The organism is Pseudomonas sp. HP_08 (genome assembly GCF_055284095.1).
The window spans coordinates 122,517-137,415 of the sequence record NZ_JBTOQC010000011.1 but is presented as its reverse complement, the minus strand read 5'-3'; the positions used below and the strand labels follow the sequence as shown (position 1 = coordinate 137,415).

Annotated in this window: 15 protein-coding genes; 9 read left to right on the top strand and 6 right to left on the bottom strand. The window is 64.1% G+C overall.

Annotated features, from left to right (window positions below):
- Nucleotide 1 precedes the first annotated feature (1 nt).
- The 7 genes from ACYAS9_RS11510 (at nt 2) to madM (ending at nt 4,770) form a co-directional block, all read left to right on the top strand.
- A complete protein-coding gene (locus ACYAS9_RS11510) occupies nt 2-301 on the top strand; it encodes a malonate decarboxylase subunit delta (RefSeq protein WP_463568420.1) in 300 nt (99 codons plus the stop codon).
- Nucleotides 294-1,160 carry a biotin-independent malonate decarboxylase subunit beta gene (locus ACYAS9_RS11505; RefSeq protein WP_463568419.1) on the top strand — a complete coding sequence of 289 codons (867 nt, stop codon included), beginning with the start codon at nt 294-296 and terminating at the stop codon, nt 1,158-1,160. The genes ACYAS9_RS11510 and ACYAS9_RS11505 overlap by 8 nt, the downstream gene beginning before the upstream one ends.
- Nucleotides 1,157-1,960 carry a biotin-independent malonate decarboxylase subunit gamma gene (mdcE, locus tag ACYAS9_RS11500; RefSeq protein ID WP_463568418.1) on the top strand — a complete coding sequence of 268 codons (804 nt, stop codon included), beginning with the start codon at nt 1,157-1,159 and terminating at the stop codon, nt 1,958-1,960. The genes ACYAS9_RS11505 and mdcE overlap by 4 nt, the downstream gene beginning before the upstream one ends.
- Nucleotides 1,957-2,589, top strand: coding sequence for a malonate decarboxylase holo-ACP synthase (locus ACYAS9_RS11495; protein ID WP_463568417.1), 633 nt, complete (start codon nt 1,957-1,959; stop codon nt 2,587-2,589). Before mdcE ends, ACYAS9_RS11495 begins: the two co-directional genes overlap by 4 nt.
- The gene (mdcH, locus tag ACYAS9_RS11490) at nt 2,586-3,521 is read left to right on the top strand and encodes a malonate decarboxylase subunit epsilon (protein ID WP_463568416.1); all 936 of its coding nucleotides are present in this window, start codon (nt 2,586-2,588) and stop codon (nt 3,519-3,521) included. The genes ACYAS9_RS11495 and mdcH overlap by 4 nt, the downstream gene beginning before the upstream one ends.
- 66 nt (nt 3,522-3,587) lie before the next feature.
- On the top strand, nt 3,588-4,004 hold the full coding sequence (gene madL, locus ACYAS9_RS11485) for a malonate transporter subunit MadL (RefSeq protein WP_463568415.1): 417 nt from the start codon (nt 3,588-3,590) through the stop codon (nt 4,002-4,004).
- Between the two features lies 1 nt (nt 4,005).
- Entirely contained in the window at nt 4,006-4,770 is a 765-nt protein-coding gene (madM, locus tag ACYAS9_RS11480; RefSeq protein ID WP_463568414.1) for a malonate transporter subunit MadM, read from the top strand.
- A 135-nt stretch (nt 4,771-4,905) separates the two neighbouring features.
- Here madM and ACYAS9_RS11475 read toward each other — a convergent pair whose 3' ends face one another.
- The gene (locus ACYAS9_RS11475) at nt 4,906-5,817 is read right to left on the bottom strand and encodes a LysR family transcriptional regulator (protein ID WP_463568413.1); all 912 of its coding nucleotides are present in this window, start codon (nt 5,815-5,817) and stop codon (nt 4,906-4,908) included.
- Between the two features lie 76 nt (nt 5,818-5,893).
- Between ACYAS9_RS11475 and trhA the strand changes: the two genes are divergently transcribed.
- The gene (trhA, locus tag ACYAS9_RS11470) at nt 5,894-6,508 is read left to right on the top strand and encodes a PAQR family membrane homeostasis protein TrhA (RefSeq protein WP_463568412.1); all 615 of its coding nucleotides are present in this window, start codon (nt 5,894-5,896) and stop codon (nt 6,506-6,508) included.
- Nucleotides 6,509-6,805: 297 nt separating this feature from the next.
- Here trhA and ACYAS9_RS11465 read toward each other — a convergent pair whose 3' ends face one another.
- The gene (locus ACYAS9_RS11465; protein ID WP_463568411.1) at nt 6,806-7,525 is read right to left on the bottom strand and encodes a 16S rRNA (uracil(1498)-N(3))-methyltransferase; all 720 of its coding nucleotides are present in this window, start codon (nt 7,523-7,525) and stop codon (nt 6,806-6,808) included.
- Between the two features lie 34 nt (nt 7,526-7,559).
- Nucleotides 7,560-8,966 (bottom strand): adenosylmethionine--8-amino-7-oxononanoate transaminase, encoded by a 1,407-nt coding sequence (locus tag ACYAS9_RS11460; RefSeq protein ID WP_463568410.1) that lies wholly within the window; start codon nt 8,964-8,966, stop codon nt 7,560-7,562.
- 179 nt (nt 8,967-9,145) lie between these two features.
- On the opposite strand from ACYAS9_RS11460, the gene ACYAS9_RS11455 reads away from it, so the two are divergent.
- Entirely contained in the window at nt 9,146-10,828 is a 1,683-nt protein-coding gene (locus ACYAS9_RS11455) for a flavin monoamine oxidase family protein (protein ID WP_463568409.1), read from the top strand.
- A gap of 308 nt (nt 10,829-11,136) precedes the next feature.
- On the opposite strand, the gene eutC is transcribed toward ACYAS9_RS11455, so the two are convergent.
- The 3 genes from eutC to eat are packed head-to-tail and all read right to left on the bottom strand — an operon-like array spanning nt 11,137 to nt 14,845.
- Nucleotides 11,137-11,946, bottom strand: a complete 810-nt coding sequence (eutC, locus tag ACYAS9_RS11450; RefSeq protein WP_463568408.1) for an ethanolamine ammonia-lyase subunit EutC — start codon at nt 11,944-11,946, stop codon at nt 11,137-11,139.
- 9 nt (nt 11,947-11,955) lie between these two features.
- Complete coding sequence (locus ACYAS9_RS11445) at nt 11,956-13,350, bottom strand: ethanolamine ammonia-lyase subunit EutB (protein WP_463568407.1); 1,395 nt, start codon at nt 13,348-13,350, stop codon at nt 11,956-11,958.
- A 49-nt stretch (nt 13,351-13,399) separates the two neighbouring features.
- Nucleotides 13,400-14,845, bottom strand: a complete 1,446-nt coding sequence (eat, locus tag ACYAS9_RS11440) for an ethanolamine permease (protein WP_463568406.1) — start codon at nt 14,843-14,845, stop codon at nt 13,400-13,402.
- Nucleotides 14,846-14,899: the final 54 nt, after the last annotated feature.

The following is a 14,899-nucleotide window of genomic DNA, read 5'->3' as shown; positions in this document are numbered from 1 at the left end:
CATGGAAACCCTGTCATTCCAATTTCCCGCCGGCCAGCCGCCGCGCGGTCGTGCGCTGGTTGGCTGTGTCGGCTCCGGCGATCTGGAAGTGCTGCTGGAACCGGGCCTGCCGGGCACGCTGTCGATCCGCGTGGTGACCTCGGTCAACGGCGCCAGCGCACGCTGGCAGCACTTGTTCGAGCGCATGTTCGACGGCCAGACACCCTTGGCGCTGAATATCGATATCCATGACTTCGGCGCCACGCCGGGCGTGGTGCGCCTGCGTCTGGAACAAGGCTTCGAGGAGGTCGGCCATGACTGATACCGCGCGTTTGCTCCAGCAGCACAGCTTCATCGAACTCGGTGCCCGCCAGCGCGCCAGGGCCTTGCTCGACGCGGGAAGCTTTCGTGAATTGATCGACCCTTTCGAGCGGCTGATCTCGCCCTGGCTCAGCCAGCAAGGCGTGGTGCCGCAGGCCGATGACGGCGTCGTGGTTGCCAAGGGCACGGTCAATGGTCGGCCGGTGGTCATCGCTGCCATCGAGGGTGCGTTTCAGGGCGGCAGCATGGGCGAGGTCGGCGGCGCGAAGATGGCCGGCGCCCTGGAACTGGCCGCTGAAGACAACCGCAACGGCATTCCGACCGCCGCCATTGTGCTGCTGGAAACCGGCGGCGTGCGCCTGCAGGAAGCCAATCTGGGGCTGGCGGCAATTGCCGAGATCCAGGCGGCGATTGTCGACTTGCGCCAGTACCAGCCGGTGATCGGCGTGATTGCCGGCAGCGTCGGCTGCTTTGGCGGCATGTCGATTGCCGCTGGCTTGTGCAGCTATTTGCTGGTGACCCGCGAAGCCCGTCTGGGCCTCAATGGTCCGCAAGTGATCGAGCAGGAAGCCGGAATCGAAGAATACGACTCACGCGACCGGCCATTCATCTGGAGCCTGACCGGTGGCGAGCAGCGCTTTGCCAGCGCGCTGGTCGACGGCTTTGCCGCCGATGACGTCAGCGAGATTCATCGGCAGGTTGCCGGCTGGCTTGCGCAAGGTGTGCCGGCCCGCCATCGCAGCGGTCAGTACGCCGAGTACCTGCAGCGTCTGGCGCAACTCGACACCACCCCACAGAACACCGTGCCGCAAATCGATGCGCAAACAGTGCGCACGCTTTATCAAGGAGTCCGCTCATGAGCGCTTCGCAACGTGGTGTGAACTGGCTCGACGCACTCGGTGCGCAAGGTCAAGCGGTGGATGGCTTGCCGGTGTCGGTGCGTGCAACAGACGGCAATCTCGGTGAACAGGCGGTGCGTTTTATCGCCGTGGTCCCGGATGCCGACAACCCTTTCCCACGCGCCCGTGAAGGCGAGGTCGGGCTGCTGGAAGGCTGGGGATTGGCCAAGGCGGTCGATCAGGCCATCGAACTGGACCGCAACAGCGAGCACAAGCGTGCATTGATCGCGATCATCGATGTGCCCAGCCAGGCCTATGGCCGCCGCGAAGAAGCCTTGGGTATTCATCAGGCGCTGGCCGGCGCTGTGGACAGCTATGCCCGCGCCCGGCTGGCCGGGCATGCGGTGATCGGCCTGCTGGTCGGCAAGGCGATGTCCGGTGCGTTTCTGGCTCACGGTTACCAGGCCAACCGCCTGATCGCCCTGCGCGATCCGGGCGTGATGGTGCATGCGATGGGCAAGGCCTCGGCGGCGCGGGTGACCCAGCGCAGTGTCGATGAACTGGAAAAACTCGCCGCCAGCATCCCGCCGATGGCCTACGACATCGACAGCTACGCCAGCCTCGGCCTGCTGTGGGAAACCCTGACGGTCAGCCAGATCGAGCAGCCGCAGGAACAGGACCTGGCACAGGTACGCCAGGTGCTGAGCGCCGCCATCGCCGATGTCCAGCGCAGCGGTCGCGACCTCAGTGGCCGGCTCGGTGCGCGGCATCGGGCGGCCTCGGCGCTGGTGCGTCAGCGGCTGCGCGAGCAATGGGCGTGACTGCATTACTGCACCCTGCGCTGCTGCCGCATGACCTGCTGAGCGGCATGACTGTGGCTGAATTGCCAAGCGATGCGCCCGAATGGGCAGTCGAGGTGGTCAGCCAGGGTCAGCCGGTGGTGGTGCGGCGCCAGCTGTTGAGTGCCGAGCGTGTAGCGGTGGGCATTCGCGGGCCGCGTCGTGAACAGCGTTATGCCGCAAGCATGCCGCGTGCCGCCGTGGTGCGGCAGGTACGCCCTGAAGACTTGATCGACGTTATGGGTGTGCGTGACTGGCCGGCCTTGCAAGCGCTTGAACAGGTGCGGCCGTTGATGGCGTCGCTGGGGCTGGTCTGGGGCGTGGCCGGCAGTGCCGGGTTCGAGCTGGCCAGCGGTGTCGCGGCCTTGCATCAGGACAGCGATCTGGACCTGATCGTGCGCACCCTGGCGTATATGTCCCGCGCCTGGGCGGCGGATCTGGTCGCGGCGCTGGGTACCGCGGCGTGCCGCATCGACGTGCAGTTGCAACTGCCGGGCGGCGCGCTGGCGCTGCGCGAATGGGCCGGCAGCTCGCGACAGGTCTTGCTCAAAAGCAGTCACGGCGCGCTGTTGCTCAGCGACCCGTGGCAGCCCCTTGAGGCCTGCGCATGAGCCGCTTGTGGGTGTTTCCCGGCCAGGGCGCGCAACAACCGGGCATGCTCCATCGCCTGGCCAGTGAGCCGCAGGTGCTGGACACCTTGAACCACGCCAGCACAGTGCTGGGCGAAGACGTCCTGGCTCTGGACAGCGAGCAAGCCTTGCGCAGCACCCGCGCCGTGCAGTTGTGTTTGCTGATCGCCGGCGTTGCGGCTGCGCGGGTCTTGCAACGGCGTGGCTGTACGACGGATTTCGTGGCCGGCTTGTCGATCGGTGCTTATCCCGCAGCGGTGATCGCCGAGGCACTGGCCTTCGACGATGCCTTGCGACTGGTCGCCTTGCGCGGCGAGCTGATGCACAACGCTTATCCCGAAGGCTATGGCATGACCGTGGTTCTCGGCCTGGAACTGCCCGAGGTCGAAGGGCTGCTGGCGCAGGTCAATAGCCCGCAGACGCCGGTGTTCCTGGCCAATATCAACGCCGAGCGGCAACTGGTCATCGCCGGCAGCGAAGCGGCCATGCAGCAGGTTGCCAAACTGGCCAAAGCCGCCGGTGCCAGTGGCGCAAAACGCCTGGCGGTCAGCGTGCCGTCGCACTGCACATTGCTCGACGCACCGGCGCGTGCGCTGGCCGAGGCCTTCGCCAGGGTCGAGGTGCGCACGCCACGGCTGCGCTATCTGAGCGGCACCTCGGCACGGCCGATTCACAACGCTGAAAAGCTGCGCGACGACCTGGCGTTCAACATGTGCCGGGTCATCGACTGGCGCAGCACCGTCGAAACCGCGCATGAGCGCGGCGTTCATCTACAGATCGAACTGCCACCCGGTTCCGTACTGACCGGGCTGGGCCGCAAGGTCCTGCAACACGCAACGGCGATCGCCTATGACGGCGCGCGTCTGGACAGTCTGGTCGCCTTGTCGCGCGAGGAGGAAAGCCGCCAACCCTAGAGACCGAGTGCAGCTGCTACGAAGGACAAAAACAACAACTTCAGCAATGCAAAAAAGGAACGACACATGATTATCTACGGTGTGGCATTACTGGCCATCTGCACGCTTGCAGGCGTGGTCATCGGCGACATGCTTGGCGTGCTGCTGGGCGTCAAATCCAACGTGGGCGGGGTCGGGATCGCGATGATCCTGCTGATCTGCGCGCGTTTGTGGATGGAAAAGAACGGCGGCATGAGCAAAGGCTGCGAGATGGGCGTCGGTTTCTGGGGCGCGATGTACATCCCGGTGGTGGTCGCGATGGCCGCGCAACAGAATGTCGTTACTGCACTCAAGGGCGGGCCGGTCGCGGTCCTCGCCGCGCTCGGTTCGGTGGTGCTGTGCGCCTGCGCCATTGCGTTGATCAGCCGTACCAACAAGGGTGAACCTTTGCCCGCCGAAGAGCCGCTGATCGTTCCGGGCGCTGCGCCGGCGGGAGGGCGCTGATATGCAGGCACTCATTGAAAAAGCCCTGGAACACAACGGCCTGATCACCGCCTTTGCCTTTGTCGGCATCATCATGTGGGTCTCGGTGATCATCTCTAACCGGCTGACCTTTGGCCGTGTGCACGGCTCGGCGATTGCCATCGTCATCGGCCTGGTGCTGGCCTGGGTCGGCGGCACCCTGACTGGCGGGCAGAAGGGCCTGGCGGATGTGGCGCTGTTCTCCGGCATCGGTCTGATGGGTGGCGCGATGCTGCGCGATTTCGCCATCGTTGCCACGGCGTTCGAAGTGCAAGCCACCGAAGCGCGCAAGGCCGGGATGATCGGTGTCGTGGCGCTGCTGCTGGGCACCATCCTGCCGTTCATTGTCGGCGCCAGCGTGGCGTGGGTATTCGGCTATCGCGATGCGGTGAGCATGACCACCATCGGTGCGGGTGCGGTGACCTACATCGTCGGTCCCGTGACCGGCGCGGCGCTGGGCGCGAGCTCCGATGTGATGGCGCTGTCGATTGCCACCGGCTTGATCAAGGCCATCGTGGTGATGGTCGGCACGCCGATGACCGCGCGCTGGATGGGCCTGGACAATCCGCGCTCGGCGATGGTCTTCGGCGGCCTGGCCGGCACCGTCAGCGGCGTGACCGCAGGCCTTGCCGCCACCGACCGGCGACTGGTGCCCTACGGCGCACTGACCGCGACCTTTCACACGGGTCTGGGCTGCCTGCTCGGCCCCTCGCTGCTGTATTTCGCCGTACGCGGCCTGGTGGGCTGACCCCCGGTAGGAGCGCGCTCTGCCCGCGACCGGCTGCGTTAGCAGTCGTAAATTTTCAGCGTTTCCGAGACTTTGCGAGCGCTGCGCACTCGGTCGCGGTGGTCCGGCATTCCGGCAGAGCGCGCTCCTACCAGGTCAGGTGCGGCTCGCATACATGCGGCATTCCGCGACCAGGGCCAGCAGGTTCGGGTCGCGTTCGCGGGATTTGAGGAACACCACGCCGATGTCTTGCTGCATGCGGTAACGCGCTTGCAAGGGGATCAGCCGCACGCGGTTTTCGTACACCGCGGCGATGCGCCCCGGCAGCAGCGCGTAGCCGACGCCTGAGCTGACCATGCTCAGCAGGGTGAAAATATCGTTCACCTGCATCGCCACCTTGGGCTCGAAGCCTGCCTGGCTGAACACCCGCACGCCGTCGCGGTGGGTGGCGAAGCCTTGGGTCAGGGTGATGAAGGTCTCTTCGCGCAGGTCGCTCAAGTCCACTTCACTGTGCCGGGCAAAGCGCGAATCGACCGGCACCGCGAGAAAGATATCGTCGGAAAACAGCGCCAGGTGATCGCAGTCCGGGTCGTTGACGTTCTCGTCCAGCGACACCAGCATCGCGTCGACTTCCATGTTCTTGAGCTTGTACAGCAGGTCCATGTTCGAGCCCAGGATCAGGTCGATATTCAGCTCGCTGCGGCGCAGCTTCAACCCCATGATCAACTGCGGCACGGTGCGCACAGTCAGCGAATACAACGCCCCGAGCTTGAAACGTGCCGCCGAGAAACCGGCCGCCTGGCGCGTCAGTTCTACGGTGGTCACGACATCCTGAATCAGCTTCTGCGCGCGTTCTTCCAGCACATAGGCGCTTTCGAGTGGCGTAAGGTTACGGCCTTCGTGCTTGAACAGCGGGCAACGCAGCGCACTTTCCAGCGAATGAATGGCGCGGTGGACGCTGACATTGCTGGTCTGCAACTCGGCAGCGGCACGGCTCAGATTGCCGGTGCGCATGAACGCCAGGAATGTTTCGAGCTTCTTGAGGGTCAATTCATCGTCGATCTGCATTGGCGGCGCTTCTGGTGGGCGTGCTTTTAGTGGAGTGTTCGATAGTAAACCTTCGGCAACAAAAGGGCGGTTAACGATGTACTACGGAGAAAAATTCAACGCCTGGTCGCACCTGGTCGGCACGCTGCTGGCCGCCGTCGGTGCGGTCTGGCTACTGGTGCTGGCGAGCCTGCAACACGACATCTGGAAGATCGTCAGCGTGGCGGTGTATGGCGTGTGCCTGGTCGGCCTTTACAGCGCCTCGACGGTTTATCACAGCGTGCGCGGGCGGGCGAAAACGATCATGCGCAAGGTCGATCATTTTTCGATCTACCTGATGATCGCCGGCAGCTACACGCCGTTCTGCCTGGTGTCGTTGCGCGGGCCGTGGGGCTGGAGCCTGTTCGGGGTGGTCTGGGCGCTGGCGCTGATCGGCATCCTGCAAGAGATCAAGCCACGCTCCGAAGCGCGGGTGCTGTCGGTGGTGATCTACGCGGTGATGGGCTGGATCGTGCTGGTGGCGGTCAAACCGCTGCTCGCCACCCTGGGCACGGCGGGCTTTATCTGGCTGGCCGGCGGTGGCGTGATGTACACCGTCGGCATCATCTTTTTCGCCTTCGACCACATCCGTCACTGGCACGGCATCTGGCACCTGTTCGTGATCGCCGGCAGCCTGATGCATTTTGTGGCGATCTATGGGTATGTGCTTTAACCGGCAACGTTTTGTCGCTGACACCTTGCAAGCACAGACCCTTGTAGCAACTGTGTTCTCAAGCCAAATGCGCGTCAGCCTTCAAGGCTTGGCGCATTCTGGCCTTGATACTGAGTACGACACAAATGCCGTAGGAGCGAGCGTAGAGCTCGCGAAGGGGCCGTCATAGTCAACCCATTCGGTGACTGATAGTCAGCATTCGCGAGCTGGCGCTCGCTCCCACGGATTTTGGGCTGGCCTTGATACTGAGTACGACACAAATTCCGGAGCGCGCTCCTGCAAGAGCTGCAGCGTTTGTTAGAAGTCGCCCCACAGTTGTTGCGCCACGCTCAGGGCTACCACCGGGGCGGTTTCGGTGCGCAGTACGCGCGGGCCGAGGCGGGCGGCGTGGTAGCCGCCGGCTTTGGCCTGCTCGACTTCTGCCTCGCTCAGCCCGCCTTCTGGGCCGATCAGAAACGCCAGGCTCGCAGGTGCTGCATGGCTGCTCAGCGGTTCGGCGACCGGGTGCAGCACCAGTTTCAGGTCGGCTTCGGTCTGCTTGAGCCACTCGGCCAATGGCAGCGGCGGGTGAATCACCGGCACCACCGAACGGCCGCACTGTTCGCAGGCGCTGATCGCGATCTGTTGCCAGTGGTCCTGACGCTTTTGCGCACGCTCATCCTTGAGGCGCACTTCACAGCGCTCGCTGACGATCGGGGTGATTTCAGCCACGCCCAGTTCGGTGGCTTTCTGGATCGCCCAGTCCATGCGCTCGCCCCGCGACAGGCCCTGGCCCAGGTGGATGCGCAAGGTGGATTCCGCCTGGCCGGCAAACTGCTCGTCGAGCTGTACGCGCACTTGCTTCTTGCCGACTTCCAGCAAGGTGCCACGGTATTCGACGCCCGAGCCGTCGAACACCTGCAGGGCCTGGCCCTCGGTCATGCGCAGCACCCGGCCGATGTAATGCGCCTGGGCCTCAGGCAAGCTGTGTTCGCCCAGGCTCAGCGGGGCGTCGATGAAGAAACGGGACAGTCTCATGCGTGGTCTCTGGTGAAGATAATGTAAGTGTGGTCTAGCCCGGATCGCGGAAATCGGGGTGGAAATTCTCGCGCACCGCAACGCTGACGCTTTCGCGCGTGGCGATGTCGATGCCTTCGCTGGCCACCTCGGCAAGAAAGTCGATCTGCGCTTCGGTGATCACATACGGCGGCAGCAGGTACACCACATTGCCCAGCGGGCGCAGCAGGGCGCCGCGTTCAAGGGCGTGCTGAAACACTTTCAGGCCACGGCGTTCCTGCCACGGATAGGGCGTCTTGCTGGCCTTGTCCTTGACCATCTCGATGGCCAGCGCCATGCCGGTCTGGCGTACTTCAGCGACGTTGGGGTGGTCGGCCAGGTGCGCGGTGCTGCTGGCCATGCGTTGCGCCAGGGCCTTGTTGGCCTCGATCACGTTGTCCTGCTCGAAGATGTCCAGAGTCGCCAGGGCAGCGGCGCAGGCCAGCGGGTTGCCGGTGTAGCTGTGCGAATGCAAAAAGGCCCGCAGGGTCGGGTAGTCGTCGTAGAAGGCGTCATACACCTCGTCGGTGGTCAGGCACGCCGCCAGCGGCAGATAGCCGCCGGTCAGGGCCTTGGACAGGCACAGGAAATCCGGGCGGATTCCGGCCTGTTCACAGGCGAACATCGTCCCGGTGCGGCCGAAGCCCACGGCGATTTCGTCATGGATCAGGTGTACGCCGTAACGGTCGCAGGCCTCGCGCAGCAGCTTGAGGTACACCGGGTGGTACATGCGCATGCCGCCGGCACCCTGAATCAGCGGCTCGACGATGACGGCCGCGACGCTGGCGTGGTGCTCGGCCAGGGTTTGCTCCATGGCCTGGAACATCGTGCGCGAGTGCTCTTCCCAGCTCACCCCGTCCGGGCGGTGGAAGCAGTCCGGGCTGGGCACCTTGAGGGTGTCCATCAACAGCGGCTTGTAGGTTTCGGTGAACAGCGGCACATCACCCACCGACATCGCCGCCATGGTTTCGCCGTGGTAGCTGTTGGTCAGGGTGACAAAGCGCTGCTTGCCCGGCTGGCCGCGATTGAGCCAGTAGTGAAAGCTCATCTTCAGCGCCACTTCGATGCACGACGAGCCGTTGTCGGCATAGAAGCAGCGGGTCAGGCCTTCGGGCGTCAGCTTGACCAGACGCTCGGACAGCTCGATCACCGGCTGGTGGCTGAAGCCTGCGAGGATCACGTGTTCAAGCTGGTCGACCTGGTCCTTGATGCGCTGGTTGATGCGCGGGTTGGCGTGGCCGAAGACATTGACCCACCACGAGCTGACCGCATCCAGGTAGCGCTTGCCTTCGAAGTCTTCCAGCCACACACCTTCGCCCCGGCGGATCGGAATCAACGGCAGTTGTTCGTGGTCTTTCATCTGGGTGCAGGGGTGCCACAGCACCGCCAGGTCGCGCTGCATCCACTGATCGTTCAAGCCCATGGGCAATCTCCGTTAAGCGACTCGCCGAATGCGAGGACAAACAATCGCGCAAGCCTACGGAATGGCTGGCGTGCGAACAACCTTTGCGGCAAGCAACAGCTGACGTATGCTGCGCGGCTCTTCGCTTTATCTGCAGCTCATTGCTGCCATTTCCTGCATTTTCTATCGGAGTTTACGCAATGCGTTCGGCCTGGCTGCGTGCCTGTGTGTGGGTGGTTATAGGACTGGTCAGCGTCAATACGCTCGCCGATGACAAACCGCGCACGGCCATTGTGGTCGGTGGCGGGCTGGCGGGGCTGACCGCCGCCTATGAGTTGCAGGCCAAGGGCTGGCAAGTCACGGTGCTCGAAGCACGTGGCAGCACCGGCGGGCGTTCGGGGCTGGCCAGCAGTGAGTGGATCGGCAACACCAAGGCCCAGCCACTGCTCAATCAGTACCTGGAGCGTTTCAAGCTGGCCAGCGTCGCGGCGCCTGAGTATGTGCGCAGCCCCGGCTACCTGATCGATGGCGTGTATTTCACCGCCGCCGACCTGGCCGCCAAACAACCGGCTACCGCCGAGGCGCTCAAGCGTTACGAAGACACCCTGGATAACCTGGCACGTTCGATCGACGACCCGGAAAATCCGGCGGCCAACAGCACGCTGTTTGCCCTCGATCAGATCAACGTCTCCAACTGGCTGGACCGCCAGAACCTGCCGCCGGTGGCGCGGCAACTGGTCAACCAGCAGATCCGCACCCGCTACGACGAACCATCGCGCCTGTCGCTGCTGTATTTCGCCCAGCAGACCCGCGTGTATCGTGGCGTCGACGAGCGCGACCGCCGCGCAGCACGCCTGCCCGGTGGCAGCGCGGTGTTGATCGAAGCGCTGACCCGGCAGATCAAGGCGATCAAGACCCAGTCACCGGTGTCAGCGATCATCCAGGACAAGGACAGCGTGACCGTCAAGGTCGGCGCGGTGGGCTACAGCGCCGACTACGTGGTGCTGGCCGTGCCGCTGCGCGCGCTGGGCCAGATTCAGCTCACCCCGGCGCTGGACCCCAAACATCAGGCGGCGCTCAAGGGCACCAACTACGGTTGGCGCGACCAGATCATGCTTAAGTTCAAGACCCCGGTATGGGACAGCAAGGCGCGCCTGTCGGGCGAGATTTTCAGCAATACCGGGCTGGGCATGCTGTGGATCGAGCCGGCGCTGAAGGGCGGCGCCAACGTGGTGATCAACCTGTCGGGCGACAACGCGCGGATCATGCAGACCTTTGGCGACAAGCAACTGGTCGATCAGGTGCTGATTCGCCTGCACACGCTGTATCCGCAGGCACGCGGCGCCTACACCGGTTATGAAATCCGCCGCTACAGCGTCGACCCGGGCACCGGTGGATCGTACCTGGCGTATGGGCCTGGGCAGATCAGCAAGTTCTGGCGCCTGTGGGAAAAGCCGGTGCAACGCATAGCCTTTGCCGGCGAGCACACCGACACCTTGTACCCCGGCACCCTGGAAGGCGCACTGCGCAGCGGTCAACGTGCCGCCAGCCAAGTGCAGGACCTGGCGGCGGGCAAGTCGTTCGAGCCCAAGCCATTACTGGCGGCGCCTGCCGCTGTACCGGTGAAGAAGCAGGAGCCCGGATTCTTCAGCAAACTGTTTGGCGCCGCCGAAGAGAAACCGGCCGAGAAAGCGCCAGAACCGGCACCGGCTCCCGAGCCTGTAGCGGCGCAGATTCAGCTGCCAGCATCAGTACCTGTGCCAACACCTGCCCCGGCGGCTGCACCGGCCAAGGTCGAGCCAGCCAAAAAGGAAACGCACCACAAGGCGTCGACCCACAAGGAACACGCCAAGAAAGAACATGTGAAGAAGACCGCCCCGTAAGACGGCGTAACCCTGTAGCCACTGTGCTCTCAGCCTTCAAGGCTCGCGCATTCTGGCCTTGATACTGAGTACGACACACATTACGTAGGAGCGAGCGTAGCTCGCGAAAGGGCCAGTGAAATCAGCCCATTTAGGGTGACTGCACCTTCGCCTTCGCGAGCTGGCGCTCACTCCTACAGAGGTTGGCTGGCCTTGATACTGAGCACGACACACATTACGTAGGAGCCCGCTTGCCGGCGACCGAGTGCGCTAGCGCTCGCAAAATTGATGAAACGCCACAAATTTACTGGGGCCTGTGTTCGTCGGGCTCAGCGATTGTCGTTAAGAAGGAAATTCCCCGGCCCGCTGTTATCCAGCACCGGCACTTCGGCTTCGTCCTTCAGGTCGACGCCGGAGAGCTGGCGGCGGCAGGCTTCGCGCATCAGGTACATCAGGCGGAAGGTCGCCATGTTGTAGCTCAGGCCTTCAAGCCTGACGTTGGAGATGCAGTTGCGGTACGCATCGTTGAGGCCGATTTTTGGCCCGTAGGTGAAGTACAGCCCCAGGCTGTCCGGTGAGCTGAGCCCCGGCCGTTCGCCGATCAGGATCACGCTCATCTTCGCCCCCAGCCGCTGGCCCACCTCGTCGGCCACTGCCACTCGGCCTTGTTCGACCAGGGTGATCGGCGCCAGCGACCAGCCCGCTTCTGTCACCTGCTCCAGCAGCTTGTCGAGAAACGGCAGGCTGTGGCGGCGCACGGCCAGTGACGACAGGCCGTCGGCAATCACGATCGCCAGGTCATAACCCTTGCCGTGTTGCGCCGCGTAATCATCCAGCGCCTGCGCGGACTCCTCGTTGAGCTTGCGGCCCAGGTCCGGGCGTTGCAGATAGGTGTGGCGGTCGGGCGCGGCGCTGTGGACCAGCAGCGTGTCGAATTTGCGCTCGTGCAGTTCGTCACGCAGCCCGGCATGGTCGAACGGCAAGTGCACGGCATCGCGGGCCTGGGCGTGGGCGAACTGAAAATCCAGCTGCGCCGCCGTCGGCAGGCTGGTGCCGGCCCGTCCCAGGGCAATGCGTGCAGGCGTCAGCTGGCGCAAATGCTGCCAGGGGTTTTCGGTCGCGGGGGATTGGTCGGTCATGTCCACCTCTTAAGCCAGTTGCGCCAGTGCCTGACGGAACGCCGGCGGCAGTTCGTTACCCATGCGCAGTTGACCGCCTTGCTGCTGGAAGATGCCCATGCGCGCCAGCCACTGCTCGAACTCCGGCGCCGCATGCAGGCCCAGCACCTTGCGGGCGTACAGCGCGTCGTGAAACGAGGTGGTCTGGTAGTTGAGCATCACATCGTCCGAACCCGGAATGCCCATGATGAAGTTGATCCCCGCCGCGCCCAGCAGCGTCAACAGTACATCCATGTCGTCCTGATCGGCTTCGGCGTGGTTGGTGTAGCAGATGTCGCAGCCCATCGGCACGCCGAGCAGCTTGCCGCAGAAGTGGTCTTCAAGGCCGGCGCGGATGATCTGCTTGCCGTTGTACAGGTACTCCGGGCCGATGAAGCCGACCACGGTGTTGACCAGAAACGGATTGAAATGCCGGGCCACGCCATAGGCACGGGCTTCGCACGTCTGCTGGTCGACGCCGTGGTGGGCGTTGGCCGACAGGGCGCTGCCTTGTCCGGTTTCGAAGTACATCAGGTTGTTGCCCAGCGTGCCGCGCTTGAGGCTCAGTCCCGCCTCATAGCCTTCCTGCAGCACCTTGAGGCTGACGCCGAAACTGGCGTTGGCCGCCTCGGTGCCGGCGATCGACTGAAACACCAGGTCCAGCGGCGCGCCGCGTTCGATGGCGGCAATCGAGCTGGTCACGTGGGTCAGCACGCACGACTGGGTCGGAATCTGGTAGCGCTGGATGATCGCGTCGAGCATCTCGACCAGCGTGCAGATCGAACTCATGCTGTCGGTGGCCGGGTTGATGCCGATCATGGCGTCGCCGTTGCCGTACAGCAGGCCGTCGACGATGCTGGCGGCGATGCCCGCCGGGTCGTCGGTCGGGTGGTTGGGCTGCAAGCGGGTCGACATCCGCCCACGCAAACCCTGCGTGTTGCGAAAGCGCGTTTCGACGCGGGTTTTCTGCGCGACCAGCACCAGGTCCTGGATGCGCATGATCTTTGACACGGCCGCGGCCATTTCCGGGGTCAGGCCGGGCGCCAGTGCCTTGAGGCTGGCCTCGGTGGCCTGTTCGCTGAGCAGCCAGTCCCGCAGGCCGCCGACGGTCAGGTGGCTGACCACCGCGAAAGCCTCGGCGTCGTGGGTGTCGATGATCAGCTGGGTGACTTCGTCGCTTTCATAAGGGATCAGGACTTCCTGCAGGAAGTGCTTGAGCGGTACATTGGCCAGCGCCATTTGTGCTGCGGCGCGCTCGGCATCGCTGCCGGCGGCCACTTCGGCCAGGTAGTCACCGGAACGCGCCGGGCTGGCCTTGGCCATCAGCTCGCGCAGGCTGTCGAAGCTCCAGGTCATGTGAGCGATGGTGTGGGTAAACCGAGCCATTAATCAGTCTCCTGTCACGGCCACCCGCAGGGTGGCCGCTATAAGCAGGTCAGCGCAGGGATTGTTCAGCCGCCTGAATGGCCGCGAACTCTTCCTCGGGGGTACCGGACACCAGATGGTGACGGCTGTACAAGGCGAAGTAGGCAATGAACAGAGCGTAGATGACCGCAGCGCCGATCACGACCCGCGTGTCGACCAGAAAGCCCGCGACCAGTGCAATGGCTGCCAGCACCAGTGCCACCGCCGAGGTCAGCACGCCACCGGGTGTGCGGTACGAGCGTGGCATGTCGGGACGACGCACGCGCAGGGTGATGTGCGCGGCCATCATCAGCACATACGACAGCGTGGCGCCGAACACCGCGACCAGAATCAGCAGGTCGCCCTGACCGCTCAGCGACAGGCCGAAACCGATGATGCCCGGTACGATCAGGGCCATGACCGGCGCCTTGTTGCGGTTGGTCAGCGACAGGCCGCGTGGCAGGTAGCCGGCACGCGACAGGGCGAAGATCTGCCGCGAATAGGCGTAGATGATCGAGAAAAAGCTGGCAATCAGGCCGGCCAGACCGACCAGGTTGACGAACTGGCTCATCCAGGTCGAACCGCCGTAGACCTTGACCAGCGACTCGACCAGCGGGTTACCCGAAGCCACCAGCGCCTGGGCACCGGCCGCGCCAGGACCGACCAGCAGGATCAGGCCGGCGAAGGCCAGCAGCACCAGCATGGCGCCGATCAGGCCGCGTGGCAGGTCGCGCTTCGGATCTTTGGTTTCTTCGGCGGCCAGCGGCACGCCTTCAACGGCCAGGAAGAACCAGATCGCATACGGCAGCGCGGCCCAGATACCCATGTAGCCAAACGGCAGGAAGCTGCTGGCGCCAGTGGCTTCGGTGGCCGGGATGTCGAACAGGTTGGCCACCTGGAAGTGCGGGACCATCGCCACGATGTACACGCCCAGCGCGATGGCAGCCACGGCGGTGATCACGAACATGAGCTTCAGTGCCTCGCCGGCGCCGAGAATGTGGATGCCGATGAACACCACGTAGAACACCAGGTAGATGATCCAGCCGCCGATACCGAACAGCGACTCGCAATAGGCGCCGATAAAGCAGGCAATCGCGGCGGGCGCGATGGCGTATTCGATCAGGATCGCCGTACCGGTCAGAAAGCCGCCCCAAGGCCCGAACGCGGTGCGGGTAAAGCCGTAGCCGCCGCCGGCGGTAGGAATCATCGACGACAGTTCGGCCAGCGAGAAGCACATGCACAGGTACATGGTCGCCATCAGCAAGGTGGCGATGAACATGCCGCCCCAGCCGCCTTGCGCCAGGCCGAAGTTCCAGCCGGCGTAGTCACCGGAAATCACATAGGCTACGCCCAGGCCGATCAGCAATACCCAGCCGGCGGCGCCTTGTTTGAGTTGGCGGCTGGCGAAATACTCGGCGCTGACCGCTTCGGTTTCCACACCCCCCTGAGAGGGTGTGGTCAGTGTCTCTTTGGACATATCTGGACTCCTTCACGTCCCGCCGCAGCGGGTCGTTGCTGTGTTGGATTGGCT

Excerpts from the sequence above, each read along its gene's own strand:
- ACYAS9_RS11475 (WP_463568413.1), bottom strand. The coding sequence starts at position 5,817 with ATGCAGATCGACGATGAATTGACCCTCAAGAAGCTCGAAACATTCCTG.
- eat (WP_463568406.1), bottom strand. The coding sequence starts at position 14,845 with ATGTCCAAAGAGACACTGACCACACCCTCTCAGGGGGGTGTGGAAACC.
- ACYAS9_RS11505 (WP_463568419.1), top strand. The coding sequence starts at position 294 with ATGACTGATACCGCGCGTTTGCTCCAGCAGCACAGCTTCATCGAACTC.
- madL (WP_463568415.1), top strand. The coding sequence starts at position 3,588 with ATGATTATCTACGGTGTGGCATTACTGGCCATCTGCACGCTTGCAGGC.
- eutC (WP_463568408.1), bottom strand. The coding sequence starts at position 11,946 with ATGACCGACCAATCCCCCGCGACCGAAAACCCCTGGCAGCATTTGCGC.
- ACYAS9_RS11510 (WP_463568420.1), top strand. The coding sequence starts at position 2 with ATGGAAACCCTGTCATTCCAATTTCCCGCCGGCCAGCCGCCGCGCGGT.
- ACYAS9_RS11460 (WP_463568410.1), bottom strand. The coding sequence starts at position 8,966 with ATGGGCTTGAACGATCAGTGGATGCAGCGCGACCTGGCGGTGCTGTGG.
- ACYAS9_RS11455 (WP_463568409.1), top strand. The coding sequence starts at position 9,146 with ATGCGTTCGGCCTGGCTGCGTGCCTGTGTGTGGGTGGTTATAGGACTG.
- trhA (WP_463568412.1), top strand. The coding sequence starts at position 5,894 with ATGTACTACGGAGAAAAATTCAACGCCTGGTCGCACCTGGTCGGCACG.
- mdcE (WP_463568418.1), top strand. The coding sequence starts at position 1,157 with ATGAGCGCTTCGCAACGTGGTGTGAACTGGCTCGACGCACTCGGTGCG.
- mdcH (WP_463568416.1), top strand. The coding sequence starts at position 2,586 with ATGAGCCGCTTGTGGGTGTTTCCCGGCCAGGGCGCGCAACAACCGGGC.
- madM (WP_463568414.1), top strand. The coding sequence starts at position 4,006 with ATGCAGGCACTCATTGAAAAAGCCCTGGAACACAACGGCCTGATCACC.
- ACYAS9_RS11465 (WP_463568411.1), bottom strand. The coding sequence starts at position 7,525 with ATGAGACTGTCCCGTTTCTTCATCGACGCCCCGCTGAGCCTGGGCGAA.
- ACYAS9_RS11445 (WP_463568407.1), bottom strand. The coding sequence starts at position 13,350 with ATGGCTCGGTTTACCCACACCATCGCTCACATGACCTGGAGCTTCGAC.